The following is a 16,237-nucleotide window of genomic DNA, read 5'->3' as shown; positions in this document are numbered from 1 at the left end:
GTGGGGTGTGCGCCTGGCCGGGGCCGGTTCGGGCCGTCTCGTCCGGGCCGGGTCAGAACGAACGCGGCATCTTCAGTACGTGTTCGCCGATGTGGGCGAGGATGAGGTTGGTCGAGACGGGCGCCACCTGGTACAGCCGCGTCTCGCGGAACTTCCGCTCGATGTCGTACTCCGCGGCGAAGCCGTAGCCGCCGTGGGTCTGGAGCGCGGCGTTGCCCGCCTCCCACGAGGCGTCCGCCGCAAGGAGTTTGGCCATGTTGGCCTCCGCGCCGCAGGGCTGCCCCGCGTCGAAGAGGTCGCAGGCGCGCCACCGCATGAGGTCGGCGGCCTCGACGTTCACATGGGCCCGCGCGATGGGGAACTGGACGCCCTGGTTCTGCCCGATGGGACGGCCGAAGACGACGCGGTCGCGTGCGTACCGCGAGGCGCGTTCCACGAACCAGCGGCCGTCGCCGATGCATTCGGAGGCGATGAGGATGCGCTCGGCGTTCATGCCGTCGAGGACGTAGCGGAATCCCCGGCCCTCCTCGCCGATGAGGCTGTCGGCCGGAATGTGGACGTCGTCGAAGAAGACCTCGTTCGTCTCGTGGTTGACCATCGTGCGGATGGGCCGCAGACCGACGCCCTCCGCCTCGCGCAGGTCGATCAGGAACAGCGACATCCCCTCGGACTTCTTCGCGGTCTGCTCGCGCGGCGTCGTACGCGCCAGCAGCAGCATCAGATCGGAGTGCTGCACGCGGGAGATGAAGACCTTCTGGCCGTTGACGACGTAGCCGTCGGAGGTGCGTTCCGCCGTGGTGCGGATGCTGGTGGTGTCGGTGCCGGCGGTCGGCTCGGTCACGCCGAACGCCTGGAGCCGCAGCTCTCCGGAGGCGATGGCGGGCAGGTAGCGCCGCTTCTGCTCCTCGCTGCCGTGCCGCAGCACGGAGCCCATCGTGTAGAGCTGGGCGTGGACGGGCCCGGCGTTGCCGCCGGCCGCGTTGATGCCTTCCAGGATGACGGAGGCGTCGCCGAGGCCGAGGCCCAGTCCGCCGAACTCCTCGGGCACCAGGGCGCCGAGGCAGCCGGTGCCGGTGAGGGCGTCGACGAACTCCTCGGGGTAGCGGCGTGCGGCGTCGGCCTCCTGCCAGTACGAGTCCGGGTAGTCGGCGCAGATGCGGTCGACCAACTGGCGCAGGTCGCGGCGGAGTTCGCTCGTGCGGCCGGTCATCGTCCCTCCCCCTGGCGCCGGTCGCCGCCGTCGTATGCCTGGGCGGCGCCTTCGGCTGCCTGGCCGCCGCCTCGGGGTCCGTGGCCGCGCTTGTATACCAGCAGCGTCCTGGTGAACTCGATGACGACCTCGCCGCTCTGCTTGTGGCCGGTCGTCCGCACCGTGACGACGCCCAGCTCCGGACGCGAAGCCGACTCCCTCGCCTTCAGCACGCTCGACCGCGAGTGGATCGTGTCGCCCTCGAAGACCGGGTGGGGCAGGGAGATCTCCTCCCAGCCGAGGTTGGCGAAGACGTTCTGGGAGACGTCGGTGACGCTCTGCCCGGCGACGAGGGCGAGCGTAAAGGCCGAGTTGACGAGCGGCCTGCCGAACTCGGTGCGCCGCGCGTACTCGTGGTCGAAGTGGAGCGGTGCGGTGTTCTGCGTGAGCAGCGTGAACCAGATGTTGTCCGTCGTGGTCACGGTGCGGCCCAGGGGGTGCTCGAAGACGTCGCCGACGACGAAGTCCTCGTAGAAGCGGCCCTGCCAGCCGGTGTGGGTCGTCATGACTCTCCCTCGGCAGCGTGCAGTTCGGCGAGTACGGACGCGGTGTGCGCGCCGAGGGCCGGCAGCGCGCCGCCCTCGGCGCTCCTCCCGCCGGGAACGCCGGGCGGCCGCAGTGTGCGGACCGTGCCGCCCGGTGTCGGGGTGTCCATCCAGCGCCCGTCCCGGGCGAGTTCGGGGTGCGACGGCAGGTCGGCGAGGGCCGTCATCCGTCCCCAGGCGATGCCCGCGGCGTCCAGCCGCTGCGTCAGCGTCCCGTGGGAGTACGCGGCGAAGCGGGCGGCCAACTCGGCGTCGAGAGCGGGGCGGTTGGCGACGCGCGCGGGATTGGAGTGGAAGCGTTCGTCGGCGGCGAGCGGCGCGGCGTCGAGCACGTCCGCGCACAGCCGCACCCATTCGCGCTCGTTCTGCACGGCGATCAGCAGCGATGTGCCGTCGCCCGTGGCGAAGGCTCCGTACGGCGCTATCGCGGGATGCGAGGTGCCCATGGGAAGGGGAGCGCTGCCTCCGTAGAGGGTGTGGTACAGCGGGTGCGCCATCCACTCGGTGAGCGCGTCGAAGAGCGAGACCTGGACGGGCAGCGCCTCGCCGGTCCTGTCGCGGTGCCTCAGGGCGGCGAGCAGGCCGCTGAAGGCGTGGCTGCCGGCGGCTATGTCGGCGATGGAGACACCGACCTTCGCGGGCGCCGCCGGTGTGCCGGTCAGCGACATCACGCCCGCTTCGGCCTGGATGAGCGCGTCGTAGGCCTTCTTGGTCGCGAGGGGGCCGTCGGGCGCGTAGCCGGAGATCAGGCAGACGATCAGGGCGGGGTGGTGACGGCGCAGCGTGGCGAGGTCGAGGCCGAGCCGTCCGAGCGCGGCGGGCGCGAGATTGGCGACCAGGACGTCGGCCCGCTCCAGCAGCAGCTGCAACTCCCGGGCGGCGGCTGGGTCCTTGAGGTCGAGCCGCACCGACTCCTTGCCCCGGTTGAGCCAGAGGAACGCGCTGGACTCGCCGTGCACGACGCTGTCGTAGCCGCGTGCGAAGTCGCCGCCGTCCGGCCGCTCGACCTTGATCACGCGGGCGCCGAGGTCGGCGAGCTGGCGTGTGGCGAAGGGCGCTGCGACGGCCTGTTCGACGGCGACGACCGTGATGTCGTCGAGCGGGAGCCGCGTGCGCGGGACGGAGTGCGCCGTCATCGGGCGTCCTCCGTGCCGTCCGGGTCCGGCTCGCGCAACTGCGGGGCGGTCTCGCGAAGTTCAGGGTCCGCCTCGCGCAGCAGAGCCTCGGCACGGGTCACCACCGGGCGGTCGACGAACGTCCCGTCGCCCAGCCGCACCGCACCGAGGCCGCGCTCCACCGCGTCGGTATAGGCGGCCAGCACCTCGCGGGCGCGGGCGAGTTCGGCGTCAGCGGGTGCGAACGCCCGGCGCACGGGCGCCACTTGGCGGGGGTGCAGCACGACGCGGCCGGTGAAGCCGAGTTCACCTGCGGCGAGCGTGGACCGTACGAGCCCGTCCTCGTCGTCGAGGGCGGCGTGCGGGCCGTCCAGCGGTCCGGGCAGCCCGGCGGCACGGGCCGCCAGCACCAACTGCGAGCGGGCGTGCAGCAGTTCTCGTCCCTCGGCGGTGGGACGCACGCCGAGTTCGGCGGCGAGGTCGAGCGTGCCGAACAGCAGGGTCTGCACGCGGGGACTCGCCGAGGCGACAGCCGCCGAGGCGAGCACTCCGGCGGCGCTCTCCACGATGGGCAGCAGCGAGAGCCTCCCCGGCTGGATGCCCGCCTCCGTCTCGGCGGAGGTCAGCGTCTCGTCGAGTCCGGCGATCTGCTCGGCGGAGCGTGCCTTGGGGACGATCAGACCGTCCAGGCGGGCCCTGCCCAGCAGGGAGCGCACGGCCGCGAGGTCCGCCTCCGCCTCCGCGGTGTCCAGTGCGTTGACGCGGATGTGGACGCCCGGGCCCGGCCTGCCCAGCCGCAACGGCACGAGCCCGGTGAGGGCTTCGGCGGTCAGGGCCCGTGCGGAGTCCTTCGCCGTGGCGGCGACCGCGTCCTCCAGGTCGACCGCGACGGCGTCGGCTTCGCTCGCCAGGGCCTTCCTGATCCGCTCCGGGCGATCGCCGGGGACGAACAGCAGCGTTCGTCCGACGTCCATGAGCACTCCCTGCCCTAGTGTTCCGTGAGATGGAACACGTACCATCTGGCGGTACGATCGCACTTACCTTGATGAGGGCGCTCACGTACTGTCAAGGGTCGTGCAGGCGTCATCCGGAACGGCGCTCGGAAAAAGGGGGACAGTCACAGATGCCAACGGCGGGCGGCGGGATGCGCGCCGTCATCACAACTCTGCGCGTTCTGGAGACAGTTGCTGAACTGCAACCCGTCGGCGTCTCCACGATCGCGCGGGCGACGCACATCCCCAAGAGCTCGGTCCACCGCTGTCTGGTCACGCTGCGCGAAGCGGAATGGCTGACCACGTCCCGTGGCGACAGCACACGGTGGGTGCTGACCGGCCGGGCACTGTCCGTCGGCATCCATGCCCCCGCCGGACTCGGCCTGCGCGAGGCGGCGCTGCCGGCGATGCGGGAGCTGCGGGACGAGACCCACGAGACCATTCACCTCTCCAGCTACGGCGCCGACCACGACCTCGTCGTCATCGACCGGATGGACAGCGACGAGCCGGTGCGCACCTGGGTTCGCCTGGGGACGCCGGTGCCGCTGCACGCGAGCTGCAGCGGCCGGGCGATCCTCGCGACCATGCCGGACCCCGAAGTGGAGCGGCTGCTGACCGGGGAGCTGGAGCGCTTCTCGGAGACGACCCCCGGGGACCTCGGAGCCGTGCTCGACGATCTGCGCCGGGTCCGCGAGGTGGGATACGCGACGAACGACTGCGCGTGGCGTCCGGGGGTCGGCGCCGTCGGCGCGGCGCTGCTGGACCCGCGCGGCCGGCCGGCCGGCGCGCTCGCGATCTCGGTGCCGATTCAGCGGTACGACGCGGAACGGGCCCTCCGGCTCGGCCCGTTGGCGGCCGAGGCCGCCCGCCGCATCGGCGCCGCGCTTCCGCCCGTCTGAACTCCCCGGAATCTCCGGCGGCCTCTCCTCGACGCCGGGCCCGGGGGCCTGGGGCGTGTCCCGAACGTGCCGGTGTTGTCCGGCACCGGAGCTTGAGCGGTGCGCCGTGCCAGGGCAGGCTCTCGTACATGGTCTCGGTGTTGCAGAACGTGGCGATCGACTGTGCTGACGCCTATGGGCTGGCACGGTTCTGGAGCGAGGTGACCGGTTGCCCGCTGCATCCGGAGGACGGACCGGGCGACCCGGAGATCGACGTGATGTTGCCGGAGGGCCCGCTGCTGCACTTCAACCAGGTGCCGGAACGGAAGTCGGTCAAGAACCGCATCCATCTGTGCCTGCGCCCGATGACCTCACGCGATGAGGAGGTCGAGCGGCTGCTGAGCCTCGGTGCCGCGCTCGTCGCCGACCGCCGGGAACCCGACGGCTCCGGCTGGGCCGTCCTCGCAGACCCTGAAGGCAACGAATTCTGTGTTCTTCGCAGCGAGTCCGACCGCGCTGCGATGTCTTCCTGAGGTCCGGACACGCGCGGACACCAAGGGCCGGGAGCCCTGCCGGCAGCCCCCCTCACCCCAGGAAGCTCAGCCGCACCCGGCGGTGCGGGTTGTCGCCGTTGGTGTCGACGAGGCAGACGGACTGCCAGGTGCCCAGCTCCAGCCTTCCGCCGACGACGGGGAACGTGGCGTGCGGCGGGACGAACGCGGGGAGTACGTGGTCCCGGCCGTGGCCCGGGCTTCCGTGCCGGTGCCGCCAGCGGTCGTCTGCGGGAAGCACGTCGCGCAGGACGGCGAGGAGGTCGTCGTCGCTGCCCGCGCCCGTCTCCAGGACGGCGATGCCGGCGGTGGCGTGCGGGACGAAGACGTTGAGCAGCCCGTCCCTGCCCTGGGCAGCGCCGCTGAGGAAGGTCTCGCACTCGCGGGTGAGGTCGGTGACGCTCTCGCCGGAGCCGGTGGTGATGTGCAGGACGTGGGTCTGAAGCGCGTCGGTCATGCCTCCATCCTCCACGCAGCCGTCCTCCGCGCGGCACCGGCGGGGCTCGTCCCCGCGCCCGCCTCACGGGAAGCACGCGGAGCTCGCGAGGGTTGAAACAAGCATGGAGAAGTACGTGGCGGTCGTGGTGATCGGGGCCGGGCAGGCGGGCCTGTCCACCGCCTTCCACCTGCGGCGCCTGGGCTACGAGCCGGACCGGGACTTCGTCGTCCTCGACCACGCGGAGCGGCCCGGCGGCGCCTGGCAGCACCGCTGGCCCACCCTGACGTACGGGAAGGTGCACGGCATCTACACGCTGCCCGGCTCCCCGTGGACTCCGGCCGGCGGGCATCCCCGGCTGACCGGGGCCGACCCGGAGCGGCCCTCGTCGGAGGTGATCGGCGAGTACTTCGCGGAGTACGAGCGCACCTACGCTCTGGCGGTGCGCCGCCCCGTCCACGTACGGGCGGTGCGTGAGGACGGCGGCGGGCGGCTGCGGGTGGAGACGTCGGCGGGGGTCTGGTCCGCGCGGGCCGTCATCAGCGCCACGGGCACATGGGACCGGCCGTTCTGGCCCCGCTATCCGGGCCAGGAGACCTTCCGCGGGCGGCAGTTGCACACGGCCACGTATCCGGGCCCGCACTCCGAGGCCTTCACCGGCAGGCGCGTGGTGGTCATCGGGGGCGGCACGTCCGCCGTGCAGCATCTGCTGGAGGTCTCCGAGGTGGCGGCGGAGACGGCATGGGTCACGCGTCGCGAACCGGTCTTCCGGGAGGGGCCGTTCGCCGAGGACCAGGGCCGCGCCGCGGTCGCCCTCGTCGATGACCGTGTACGCCGGGGGCTGCCGCCGCAGAGCGTCGTCTCCGTGACCGGGCTCCCGCTGACGCAGGAGATGCTCCGGGCGCGCGAGCGCGGCGTGCTGGTGCGGCAGCCGATGTTCGAGCGGATCGTGCCCGAGGGCGTCGAGTGGAGCGACGGGCGGCGCATGGCGGCGGACACGCTGCTGTGGGCGACCGGATTCCGGCCCGCCATCGGCCACTTGGCGCCGCTGGGGCTGCGCGGGCCGGGCGGCGGCATCCGCATGGACGGCACGCGGGTCGCGGCCGATCCCCGGATCCACCTGGTCGGTTACGGGCCCTCGGCCAGCACCGTCGGGGCCAACCGCGCGGGCCGCGCGGCGGCGTGGGACGTCCACCGGCTGCTCGGCGGGGACGCGGACCGCGAGGCTGCCGAGGGCTCTCCGGCGTACGAACGCGGAAGCGGTCGCTCACCCGTAGGCGTGGCGGCAGCGGAATCCCCGACGCGGTGACGCCGGGTTCGGTGATGCTTACGGTGCGCAAGCGACGGGCCGCTGTTCACGGGTCCGCGCGGGCGTCTCCGGCCCCAACGTCCCACGGGCGCTGGTGAGTTGTCCCATTCAGAAACACAAGGAGTACGCACGGCATGAACGTCATCACCAACGCGCTGGCCTGTCTCGCCCACTTCGTCGGCTGGCTCGTCTGACGTATGTCCCCGCGGCGCCGTCTCTCCGTGACCGCACGGCGGGGCGGCGCCGCCTCGTACTCGCCCCCTGCGCGGCGTGATCAGGCGCGCACGGGGATGCTGGAGCGGCGGACGACGAGTTCGGGCTGGAGCACGATCCGCTGATGCTCATGACCCGCCGCCCCCTCCCCCGTCTCCTCGATCAGCAGATCCGCCGCCGCACGCCCCATCCGGAACGCAGGCTGCCGCACCGACGTCAACGGCACCGCGGCAGCAGCCGCGAACTCGATGTCGTCATACCCCACCAACGCCACCTCCCCCGGCACCGCGACCCCCGCCCCGTACAACGCCTGCAACACACCCAACGCCAGCAGATCATTCGCACAGAACACCCCCGACGGACGCGGAGACATCCCCAGCAACCGCGCCCCCGCATCACGCCCCGCCGCCACATCCAACCGATCCGCCTCCACATGACGCAGGGCGCTCTGCTCGCTCAGGCCCGCCGCGCGCAGTGCGTCGACGAGACCGGTGTATCTGTCCTGGCACTGGGTGAGATGCATGGGGCCGGAGACGTAGACGATGCTCTCGTGTCCGTGCTGGAGCAGATGCCGGGCCGCGAGCGCGCCGCCGAGCACGTCGTCGACGGAGACGGAGCAGCCCTCGGCGCTGGGCAGGACGCGGTCGACGGAGACGTACGGGATGCCGTGCCGCTGGAAGCGGGCGAGGTTGCCGCCGCTGGTGTCGGCCGGGGTGACGAGGACGCCGCGCACGCGCTGCTCCGCGAACAGCGACAGATACTCCGCCTCCTCCGACGGACTCTGCGCGCTGTTGCACAACATCACCCCCAACCCCGCCTCCCGCGCCGCACGCTCCGCACCACCCGCCACATCCACAAAGAACGGATTCGCCATATCCAGCACCAGCAACGCGATGATCCGGCTCCGCCCCGCACGCAGCTGACGCGCCGACTCACTGCGCACATAGCCCAGCTGCCGGATCGCCGCGCGGACCTTGTCGCGTGTGTCCGAAGAGACCGTCTGAGGACGGTTGATGACGTTGGAAACCGTCCCGACCGACACACCGGCCGCCCGCGCCACGTCCTTGATGCCCACCATTCCTGCCACGAGCGCTCATGCTACGCAGCAATCACCCGCGGTGGCCGCCGAGAGTGGAGCGGCGGACGACGAGTTCGGGCTGGAGCACGATCCGCTGATGCTCATGACCCGCCGCCCCCTCCCCCGTCTCCTCGATCAGCAGATCCGCCGCCGCACGCCCCATCCGGAACGCAGGCTGCCGCACCGACGTCAACGGCACCGCAGCAGCAGCCGCGAACTCGATGTCGTCATACCCCACCAACGCCACCTCCCCCGGCACCGCGACCCCCGCCCCGTACAACGCCTGCAACACCCCCAACGCCAGCAGATCATTCGCACAGAACACCCCCGACGGACGCGGAGACATCCCCAGCAACCGCGCCCCCGCATCACGCCCCGCCGCCACATCCAACCGATCCGCCTCCACATGACGCAGTTCCGCCGCCCCGTCCGCGTCGCGCAGCGCTCCCAGTGCCCCGGTGTGGCGGTCCCGGCACTGGGTGAGCTGCATGGGGCCGGAGACGTAGGCGATGTCCCGGTGCCCCTGTCCGAGGAGGTGTGCGACGGCCAGACCGCCGCCGAGCACGTCGTCGACGGAGACGGAGCAGCGTTCGGTGTCGCTGTCGTAACGGTCGACGAAGACGAAGGGGATGCCGTGGCGGCGGAATCCGAGCAGGTTCTCGCCTCCGGAGTCCGCGGGACTGACGAGGACGCCGCGCACGCGCTGCTCCGCGAACAGCGACAGATACTCCGCCTCCTCCGACGGACTCTGCGCGCTGTTGCACAACATCACCCCCAACCCCGCCTCCCGCGCCGCACGCTCCGCACCACCCGCCACATCCACGAAGAACGGATTCGCCATATCCAGCACCAGCAACGCGATGATCCGGCTCCGCCCCGCACGCAGCTGACGCGCCGACTCACTGCGCACATAGCCGAGTTGCTGGATCGCGGACAGCACGCGGGCGCGCGTGGCGTCGGAGACGGCGTCGGGTCTGTTGATGACGTTGGAGACCGTCCCGACCGAGACGCCGGCCGCGCGCGCGACCTGCTTGATGTCCACGTGGCGCGCGTTCATCCAGGTCGTACCCCGGTGCCGGGGCGCACCTCGGTGAGCTCCAGTCCGCCGAGCCCGGCCAACGCGCGCAGCCCGGGCAGGAGTTCGCCGGTGGCCAGGGCCCAGTGGTGGCCGACGCCGCTCGCGCTCCAGGCGTCGGTCCACTCGCCCGGATCACATCCGAAGTCGATACGGGACGTGGTGTTGCCGATCTTGAGCAGGGGCCCGGGGACGGCCTCGCCCTCGGCGGCCACGAGCCGGTAGCGGCCGTCGCGGGACTGGCCGACGCCGACGAGGGTGACGGGGCCGTGCCGCGCGGTGCACTCGACGGAGACTCCCCAGCCGCGCTTGCCGTGGTAGACGCCGAGGCCGCGCAGCAGCGGGCGGCGCCCGCCCAGGCCCAGGTGGGCGGGGCCGTCGTGGCCCATCTCGACCACTCCGTCCCGGAAGTTCAGCGCCTGGAACTCGGTGAACGAGCCCGGCGCGCCGAGGCGTTCGCACAGCAGCATGGCCAGCGAGGTGCGCAGTTCGTACTCTCCGGCCGCGGGGACGCCGCGGGACGTCAGCAGCGAGGCGCCGAGGATCATGCCCGCGCCGAGCCTCTCGTGCACCTCGCCGTTCAGGCCGCGGTGGAAGTAGGCGAGGGAGTCCAGGCCGAAGTCGGCGACGAGGCGGTCGAGTCCCGCCGAGACTCGTGCCGCCCAGGTCAGGTCGTCCTCGTCGACGGAGGCGTCGAGTTCGAAGATCTCCTTCGTCTCGGCGATGCGGGCGGCGGTCTCCTTCTCCCCCACGCCTTCGACCCGGACCCGCAGGTCGTCGAACTCCAGCACCTCGACGTGTCCGCCGAAGGAGGCCGGGACCATCGTCAGGTCGGTGGAGACGTCGTACATCCCCGGGTAGAGGTGACCCATGAGGCCGTGCCGCGCGGAGCGCAGCGATCCCCGTACTGCTGCCGCTCGTATCCAGCCCCCGATGCGCCGCCAGGCCCGCTCGTCCTCCAAGTAACCGGACACGGAACGGAATTCGACGCCGACGCGCTCGAAGGCGTTGGCCATCTCCGGAAGGGGGCAGGCGCCGCAGTAGGCGAGCCACTGCCCGGTGTCGAAGGTGGCGTGGTCCATGGCCTCGGTCGGCTGGAGGTTGATCAGCAGCACGGGTGCGCCGCTGCGCTGGGCGACGGGCACGAGCATGGTCGCCGTCATGTACGTGGTGAGGAAGCCGACGATCAGGTCGCAGTCGGCGGCGCGCAGCCTCTCGGCGGCCTGCGCGCCCTCCTCGGCGTCGGAGATGAAGCCCACGTCGACGACGTCGGCGTCGAACTCGCCCATCCGCTCGGCCACTCGGGCGGCGGAGCGGCGCAGCCCGGGCAGCAGACCGGGGAACTGCGGCCAGTACGCGCCCAGTCCGCCCGCGACGAGGCCGATCCGGGGCCTGCGGACGGGCGCCGGGGCGCCGACCGACGGGGAGCCGAAGGACGGGGAGGTGGCGGCGGGCTCGGACGCGGGCGCGGGTGAGGCCGGGGTGGTTGTGTGTGCGGTCATGACGTCTCGCTCCTCGCTGCGTGCGCGGCGCCGCGTCAGTCGAGATGGAAGACCTCGGTGAGCGGCGCCATCGCTTCGTCGGCCCGCTGCTCTCCGGAGGGGCCCAGGGGTTCGAAGAACGGGGCCATCTCCCGCTGCCAGCGGTCGTTGACCTCCGTCCTGTCCATCGCGGCGCGTGCCGCGGCGAAGTCCTCGGTCTCGAGGTAGCCGACGAGCAGCCCGTCCTCGCGCAGGAAGAGCGAGTAGTTGTGCCAGCCGCAGGCGGAGAGCGCCTCGAGCATCTCCGGCCAGACGGCCGAGTGCCGTTCGCGGTACTCGGCCACCCGGTCGGCGCGGACCTTCAGCAGGAAGCAGACACGCTGCACGGGTCCGGCTCCCTTCCTCTTCTAGAAGTCGTACTTGCCGATGTTCTTCGCGTTGAAGACGGTGGGCGGGCCGAGGATCACCTCGCCGTCCTTGCCGACTGTGCGCTCACCGAGCTTCCCTGCCTTGAACTTCTCGCCCTCCTTGCCGGTGATCTGGCCGGAGGCGAGCGATGCCGCGGCGTACGAACCGAGGTAGCCGAGCTTCTTGGGGTCCCAGAGGGAGAACTCCTCGACGGTGCCGTCCTTGATGTACTTGCGCATCTGGTTGGGCGTGCCGAGTCCGTTGAGGACGACCTTGCCCTTGTAGGAGGAGTCGCTGATGTACCGGGCGGCGGCGGCGATGCCGACGGTCGTGGGCGAGATAATGGCCTTGAGCTTGGGGTAGGCCTTGAGCAGTCCCTGGGTCTCCTGGAAGGACTTCTGGTCGTCGTCGTCGCCGTAGGCGGTCTTGACCAGCTTCATGTCCTTGTACTCGGGCTTCTTCAGCTCCTTCTTCATGAACTCGATCCAGGCGTTCTGGTTCGTGGCGTTCTGGGTGGCCGAGAGGATCGCGATCTGGCCCTTGTGGCCGGTCTGTTCGGCGGTGCGCCGGATCAGGGAGCGGCCGATCTCCTCGGAGCTGGCCTGGTTGATGAAGAGCTGCCGGCAGTCCTTGTCGGTGTCGGAGTCGTACGAGACGACCTTGATCTTCTGTTTCATCGCCTGCTTCAGCGGCCCGCACACGGCGTTGGGGTCGTTGGCGGCGATGAGGATGGCGTCCTGCCGCTGCTGTACGAGGGTGTTGATGTAGGTGACCTGGGAGGACGCCTTCGCGTCGGAGGGGCCGACCTCCTTCGCCTTGCCGCCGTACTCCTCGGCGGCGGCGATGCCGGCGTCGTCGACGATCTTCTCGTACGGGTTGTTGATCTGCTTGGGCAGGAACGCGAGCTTCAGCCCCTTCTTCAGCGGGGCGTCGGGATCGGCCTTCGCGTCCTGCGCCTTGTCCTTGGCGTCGTCCTTCGCGTCGCTCTTGGTGGTGCCGGAGCACCCGGCGAGGGCGAGCGAGAGCGCGCAGAGCGCTGCGCCGGCAGCGAGGAGCCGGGGGCGGGAGCGTGTCGTGGGTCGCATGGCGGGGGCCTTTCAGCTGGTGGGCACGGCAAGGGAGTCGGAGGGCGACGGGTCGGAGGCGGGAACGGGAACCGGGGGAACGGCGGATCGGGAAGCGCCCGTCAGGTGGCGGCGGCGCGCCGGTGCCGTCGTTCGGTGACGAGGGCGATGACCCGCGGTGTGAGCACGGAGGCCACCAGCAGCACGCCGGTGACGACGACCTGGATCTCGTTGGAGATGTCGTTGAGCGTGAGGAGGTTGTTGAGGACGCCGATCAGGAGCACGCCGGCGACGGCGCCGCCGAGCGTCCCCTTGCCGCCGTTGAAGTCGACGCCGCCGAGCAGCACGGACGCGATGACGACGAGTTCCAGTCCGAGTCCGTTGTCGGCGCGGGCGCTGCCGTAGCGCAGCGTGTAGACGATCCCGGCGAAGGACGCCATGAATCCCGTGACGGCGAAGAGCACGAGCTTGATGCGCCTGACGCGGATGCCCGCGAAGCGGGCCGCGTCCTCCTGAGCCCCGATGGCGAACAGCGCGCGACCGGCGGCGGTGCAGTGCAGCACGACGGCCGCGAGCACCGCGAGCACGATGAAGACGGCGATCGGATACGGGATGAAGGTGCCCGGCACCGGCTCCGTGTAGGACGCCCACTGTGCGTACGACTCGGGGAAGTCGGAGACCGCCTTGTTGCCGAGCACGACGGACGCCAGCCCCCGGTAGAGGGTGAGCGTGCCGATGGTGACGGCGAGCGCGGGCAGTCCGACGCGGGTGACGAGCCATCCGTTGATCAGCCCGCCGATCACGCCCACGACGAGGCACAGCGGCACGATCGTCTCGAACGCCCAGCCCGCGTCCCACAGCGCGCCCGCGAGCGCGCTGGAGAGCCCGAGCATGGAGGCGACGGACAGGTCGACCTGCCCGGCGACGACGAGCAGGGTCATCGGCAGGGCGATGAGGGCGATCTCCGCGGTGTCGTTGAGGGCGGCCGAGAGGTTGGTGACGTCGGCGAAGCCGTCGGTGGTGCCGGCTCCGGCGAGCATGACGGCGACGAGCAGGATGCCCACGGCGGTGTCCCAGCGCAGCAGCCTGCCCGCGCTGAACGCCTCGTTGTGCGCGCGGGGCCCGTCCGGGGCGGGGCCCTGGTCCGCCGCCTGTGTCAGGGGAGTCGGCGCGTTCAATTCCTGCTCCTCTTCCGGTTCCTGCTCCGCTTCCGCAGCGCCTCGGTGGTGCGGCTGCGTACGACTCGGTCGGTGCTGATGGCCGCGAGCAGCAGCGCGCCCGTGATGGCCTGCTCCCAGAAGGGGTTGACCTTGAGGACGACGAGTGCGCTGCCGATGGTGGTCAGCAGCAGCGCTCCGAGGGCCGCGCCCCAGACGGTGCCCACGCCGCCGGTGATGGCGACGCCGCCGACGACGACCGCGCTGACCACGGTCAGCTCCCAGCCGTTGGCGGCGTCGGCGACGACCGTGCCGAACCTGGCGAGCCACAGCGCGCCCGCGAATCCGGCGACGGCGCCGGAGAAGGCGTAGGCGGCGAGGATCCGCCTGCGGATGGGGATCCCGGCCAGGCGTGCCGCTTCGGGGCTGGAGCCGATGGCGTACAGCTCGCGGCCGCTGCGGTAGCTGCGCAGGTAGTACGCGGTGGCCGCCAGCACCACGGCGGAGATCAGCGGGAGATACGGGACGCCGAGCAGGCTTCCGCTGCCCAGCTTCAGTACCCCGTCGGGCACGTTGGCGGCGTTGATCTGCCTGCCGTGCGCCCAGGCGTGGTCGGCGCCCTGGATGACGTACAGCATTCCCAGGGTCACCACCAGCGCGGGCACTTTGCCGAAGCTGACGAGCAGCCCGCTCACCAGCCCGCACAGCACGCCGAGCCCGGTGCCGAGCAGCACCACGGTCAGCGCGCTGTGCTGTGTGCCGGAGACGAAGCTGCCGCAGGCGAACGCGGTCAGGCCGACCACGGATCCGACCGACAGATCGATGTTCCGGGTGAGTACGACGACGGACTGGCCGGTCGCGAGGAGCACCAGGATCGCCGAGTTGAGCAGCAGGTCCTGCACGCCCTGGTCGTCGAGGAAGCCGGGGTTGGCGAGCCAGGTGCCGAGGATCAGCAGCACGAGGGCGCCGCCGATGCTCAACTCCCGTATGCGGAAGACCAGATCGGTCAGGGAGCGGGCGGAGCGGCGTGGCTCCGTGCTCCCGCCGGGGCCGGCTCCGGGCTGCTGCTGCGGCGGCTCGGTCGGCTTCTGAAGGGTCCTGCTCATGCCGCCTCCCCGGTGGTGCGTCCGGTGGCGGCGGCCATGACCGCCTCCTCGGTGGCCTCCGCGCGGGGTATCCCGGCCACGAGGCGCCCCTCGTGCATGACCAGCACCCGGTCGGCCATGCCGAGGACTTCGGGCAGATCGGAGGAGACCATCAGCACCGCGATGCCCTCTTCGGCGAGGGACGTGAGCAGCCGGTGGACCTCGGCCTTGGTGCCGACGTCGATCCCGCGGGTGGGCTCGTCGACGATCAGTACGCCGGGTTCGGTGGCGAGCCACTTGGCCAGCACGACCTTCTGCTGGTTGCCGCCGGAGAGCACCCCGGCGGAGTCGGTGAGGCGGTTGTACTTCAGCCGCAGCCGCACCGCCCAGTCGGCGGCGCGGGAGCGCTCCAGCGAGCGGCGCACCATGCCGGCGGTGCCGAGGCCGTCCAGGCCGGTCAGGGCGATGTTCCGCTCGATGGACATCTCCATGACGAGGCCGCGCTGCCGCCGGTCCTCCGGTACGAGGGCGACTCCCGCGTCCATGGCGGCAGTCGGTGAGCCGGGCTTCAGCGCGACTCCGTCGACCTCGACCTCGCCGGCGTCGGCCCGGTCGACGCCGAAGACTGCCTGCACGACCTCGCTCCGTCCGGCTCCCACCAGGCCCGCCAGGGCGACGATCTCGCCGCGGCGCACCTCGAACGAGACGTCGTGGAAGACGCCTTCGCGGGTGAGCCTGCGGACCGTCAGCGCCGTGGCGCCGGGCGTCGTGTCCTGCTTGGGGTACAGCTCCTCCAGGTCGCGCCCGACCATGCGGCGTACGAGGTCGTCCTCGGTGAGACCTTCGAGGGGTTCGGTCGCCACGAGCCGGCCGTCCCGGAGCGTGGTGACGCGCCGGCACAGCCGGAAGATCTCACCCAGCCGGTGCGAGATGAACAGTACGGCGGCGCCCTCCGCGCGGAGCGTCTCGACGACGGAGAAGAGCCGTGCCGTCTCGGTGCCGGTCAGGGCCGCGGTCGGCTCGTCCATGATCAGCACGCGGGCGTCGAACGAGAGCGCCTTGGCGATCTCGACGATCTGCTGGTCGGCGATGGACAGCCCCCGCGCGGGCCGGTCCGGGTCGAGGTCGACGCCGAGGCGGCGCATCAGGGCGGCGGTGGCCTCGCGCACGGCGCCGTGGTCGATGCGCCCGAGGGCGCGGCGCGGCTGGCGGCCCATGAAGATGTTCTCGGCGATGGACAAGTCCGCGAAGAGCATGGGCTCCTGGTAGATCACGGCGATGCCCGCGTCGCGCGCACCGGCGGGGCCGCCGAAGACGACGGGGTCGCCGTCGAGCCGTACGGTCCCGGCGTCGGGCGCGTACACGCCGCCGAGGATCTTGATGAGCGTGGACTTGCCCGCGCCGTTCTCCCCGGCGAGCGCATGCGCCTCTCCCGCGTGCAGCGCCAGGTCGACGCCTTGCAGGGCGCGCACGTTGCCGAAGGACTTGCTCACCCCCTCCAGGGCGAGGACCGGCACCGGGGCCGCTGCCGGTTCTGGCTGGGTCATGTCCTGCTCCTCTGTGCGGCGGGCGGCGTGCCGAGGTGCGCGCGGTGCGGCGGG

At 71.6% G+C, this 16,237-nt stretch carries 16 protein-coding genes; 3 read left to right on the top strand and 13 right to left on the bottom strand.

Annotated features, from left to right (window positions below):
• Positions 1–52: 52 nt before the first annotated feature.
• From QQM67_RS27830 to QQM67_RS27815, 4 genes are read right to left on the bottom strand one after another with little or no spacing between them, the layout of a single operon-like run.
• Complete coding sequence (locus QQM67_RS27830; protein ID WP_314177693.1) at positions 53–1,210, bottom strand: acyl-CoA dehydrogenase family protein; 1,158 nt, start codon at positions 1,208–1,210, stop codon at positions 53–55.
• On the bottom strand, positions 1,207–1,755 hold the full coding sequence (locus tag QQM67_RS27825) for a MaoC family dehydratase (RefSeq protein ID WP_314177692.1): 549 nt from the start codon (positions 1,753–1,755) through the stop codon (positions 1,207–1,209). Before QQM67_RS27825 ends, QQM67_RS27830 begins: the two co-directional genes overlap by 4 nt.
• Positions 1,752–2,930 carry a CaiB/BaiF CoA transferase family protein gene (locus QQM67_RS27820; protein WP_314177690.1) on the bottom strand — a complete coding sequence of 393 codons (1,179 nt, stop codon included), beginning with the start codon at positions 2,928–2,930 and terminating at the stop codon, positions 1,752–1,754. The genes QQM67_RS27825 and QQM67_RS27820 overlap by 4 nt, the downstream gene beginning before the upstream one ends.
• Positions 2,927–3,883, bottom strand: a complete 957-nt coding sequence (locus QQM67_RS27815; protein WP_314177688.1) for an HpcH/HpaI aldolase/citrate lyase family protein — start codon at positions 3,881–3,883, stop codon at positions 2,927–2,929. The genes QQM67_RS27820 and QQM67_RS27815 overlap by 4 nt, the downstream gene beginning before the upstream one ends.
• A 149-nt stretch (positions 3,884–4,032) precedes the next feature.
• Between QQM67_RS27815 and QQM67_RS27810 the strand changes: the two genes are divergently transcribed.
• Positions 4,033–4,800, top strand: coding sequence for an IclR family transcriptional regulator (locus QQM67_RS27810; RefSeq protein ID WP_314177687.1), 768 nt, complete (start codon positions 4,033–4,035; stop codon positions 4,798–4,800).
• A 128-nt stretch (positions 4,801–4,928) separates the two neighbouring features.
• Positions 4,929–5,312: a VOC family protein gene (locus QQM67_RS27805; protein WP_314177684.1), complete on the top strand. Its 384-nt coding sequence runs from the start codon at positions 4,929–4,931 to the stop codon at positions 5,310–5,312.
• Positions 5,313–5,364: 52 nt separating this feature from the next.
• Here the strand turns inward: QQM67_RS27805 and QQM67_RS27800 are convergent, their stop codons facing one another.
• Entirely contained in the window at positions 5,365–5,787 is a 423-nt protein-coding gene (locus tag QQM67_RS27800; protein WP_314177682.1) for a YjbQ family protein, read from the bottom strand.
• Positions 5,788–5,890: 103 nt separating this feature from the next.
• On the opposite strand from QQM67_RS27800, the gene QQM67_RS27795 reads away from it, so the two are divergent.
• Complete coding sequence (locus QQM67_RS27795) at positions 5,891–7,075, top strand: NAD(P)-binding domain-containing protein (RefSeq protein WP_314177681.1); 1,185 nt, start codon at positions 5,891–5,893, stop codon at positions 7,073–7,075.
• Positions 7,076–7,349: 274 nt separating this feature from the next.
• Here QQM67_RS27795 and QQM67_RS27790 read toward each other — a convergent pair whose 3' ends face one another.
• From QQM67_RS27790 to QQM67_RS27755, 8 genes are all read right to left on the bottom strand, one after another.
• On the bottom strand, positions 7,350–8,366 hold the full coding sequence (locus QQM67_RS27790) for a LacI family DNA-binding transcriptional regulator (RefSeq protein ID WP_314177758.1): 1,017 nt from the start codon (positions 8,364–8,366) through the stop codon (positions 7,350–7,352).
• 31 nt (positions 8,367–8,397) lie between these two features.
• Positions 8,398–9,423, bottom strand: a complete 1,026-nt coding sequence (locus QQM67_RS27785; protein WP_314177680.1) for a LacI family DNA-binding transcriptional regulator — start codon at positions 9,421–9,423, stop codon at positions 8,398–8,400.
• Positions 9,420–10,943, bottom strand: coding sequence for an L-fucose/L-arabinose isomerase family protein (locus QQM67_RS27780; protein WP_314177678.1), 1,524 nt, complete (start codon positions 10,941–10,943; stop codon positions 9,420–9,422). Before QQM67_RS27780 ends, QQM67_RS27785 begins: the two co-directional genes overlap by 4 nt.
• 35 nt (positions 10,944–10,978) lie before the next feature.
• Positions 10,979–11,308, bottom strand: coding sequence for an L-rhamnose mutarotase (locus tag QQM67_RS27775; protein ID WP_314177677.1), 330 nt, complete (start codon positions 11,306–11,308; stop codon positions 10,979–10,981).
• 21 nt (positions 11,309–11,329) lie between these two features.
• The gene (rhaS, locus tag QQM67_RS27770; RefSeq protein WP_314177676.1) at positions 11,330–12,415 is read right to left on the bottom strand and encodes a rhamnose ABC transporter substrate-binding protein; all 1,086 of its coding nucleotides are present in this window, start codon (positions 12,413–12,415) and stop codon (positions 11,330–11,332) included.
• Positions 12,416–12,516: 101 nt separating this feature from the next.
• The gene (locus QQM67_RS27765; RefSeq protein WP_314177756.1) at positions 12,517–13,434 is read right to left on the bottom strand and encodes an ABC transporter permease; all 918 of its coding nucleotides are present in this window, start codon (positions 13,432–13,434) and stop codon (positions 12,517–12,519) included.
• Between the two features lie 134 nt (positions 13,435–13,568).
• Positions 13,569–14,657 (bottom strand): ABC transporter permease, encoded by a 1,089-nt coding sequence (locus QQM67_RS27760; protein WP_314177674.1) that lies wholly within the window; start codon positions 14,655–14,657, stop codon positions 13,569–13,571.
• Positions 14,654–16,183, bottom strand: a complete 1,530-nt coding sequence (locus QQM67_RS27755; RefSeq protein ID WP_314177672.1) for a sugar ABC transporter ATP-binding protein — start codon at positions 16,181–16,183, stop codon at positions 14,654–14,656. The genes QQM67_RS27760 and QQM67_RS27755 overlap by 4 nt, the downstream gene beginning before the upstream one ends.
• Positions 16,184–16,237: the final 54 nt, after the last annotated feature.

Origin of the sequence: Streptomyces winkii (genome assembly GCF_032248595.1) — a bacterium.
GTDB classification, from domain to species: domain Bacteria; phylum Actinomycetota; class Actinomycetes; order Streptomycetales; family Streptomycetaceae; genus Streptomyces; species Streptomyces winkii.
This window is presented reverse-complemented; position numbering and strand designations above follow the sequence as displayed.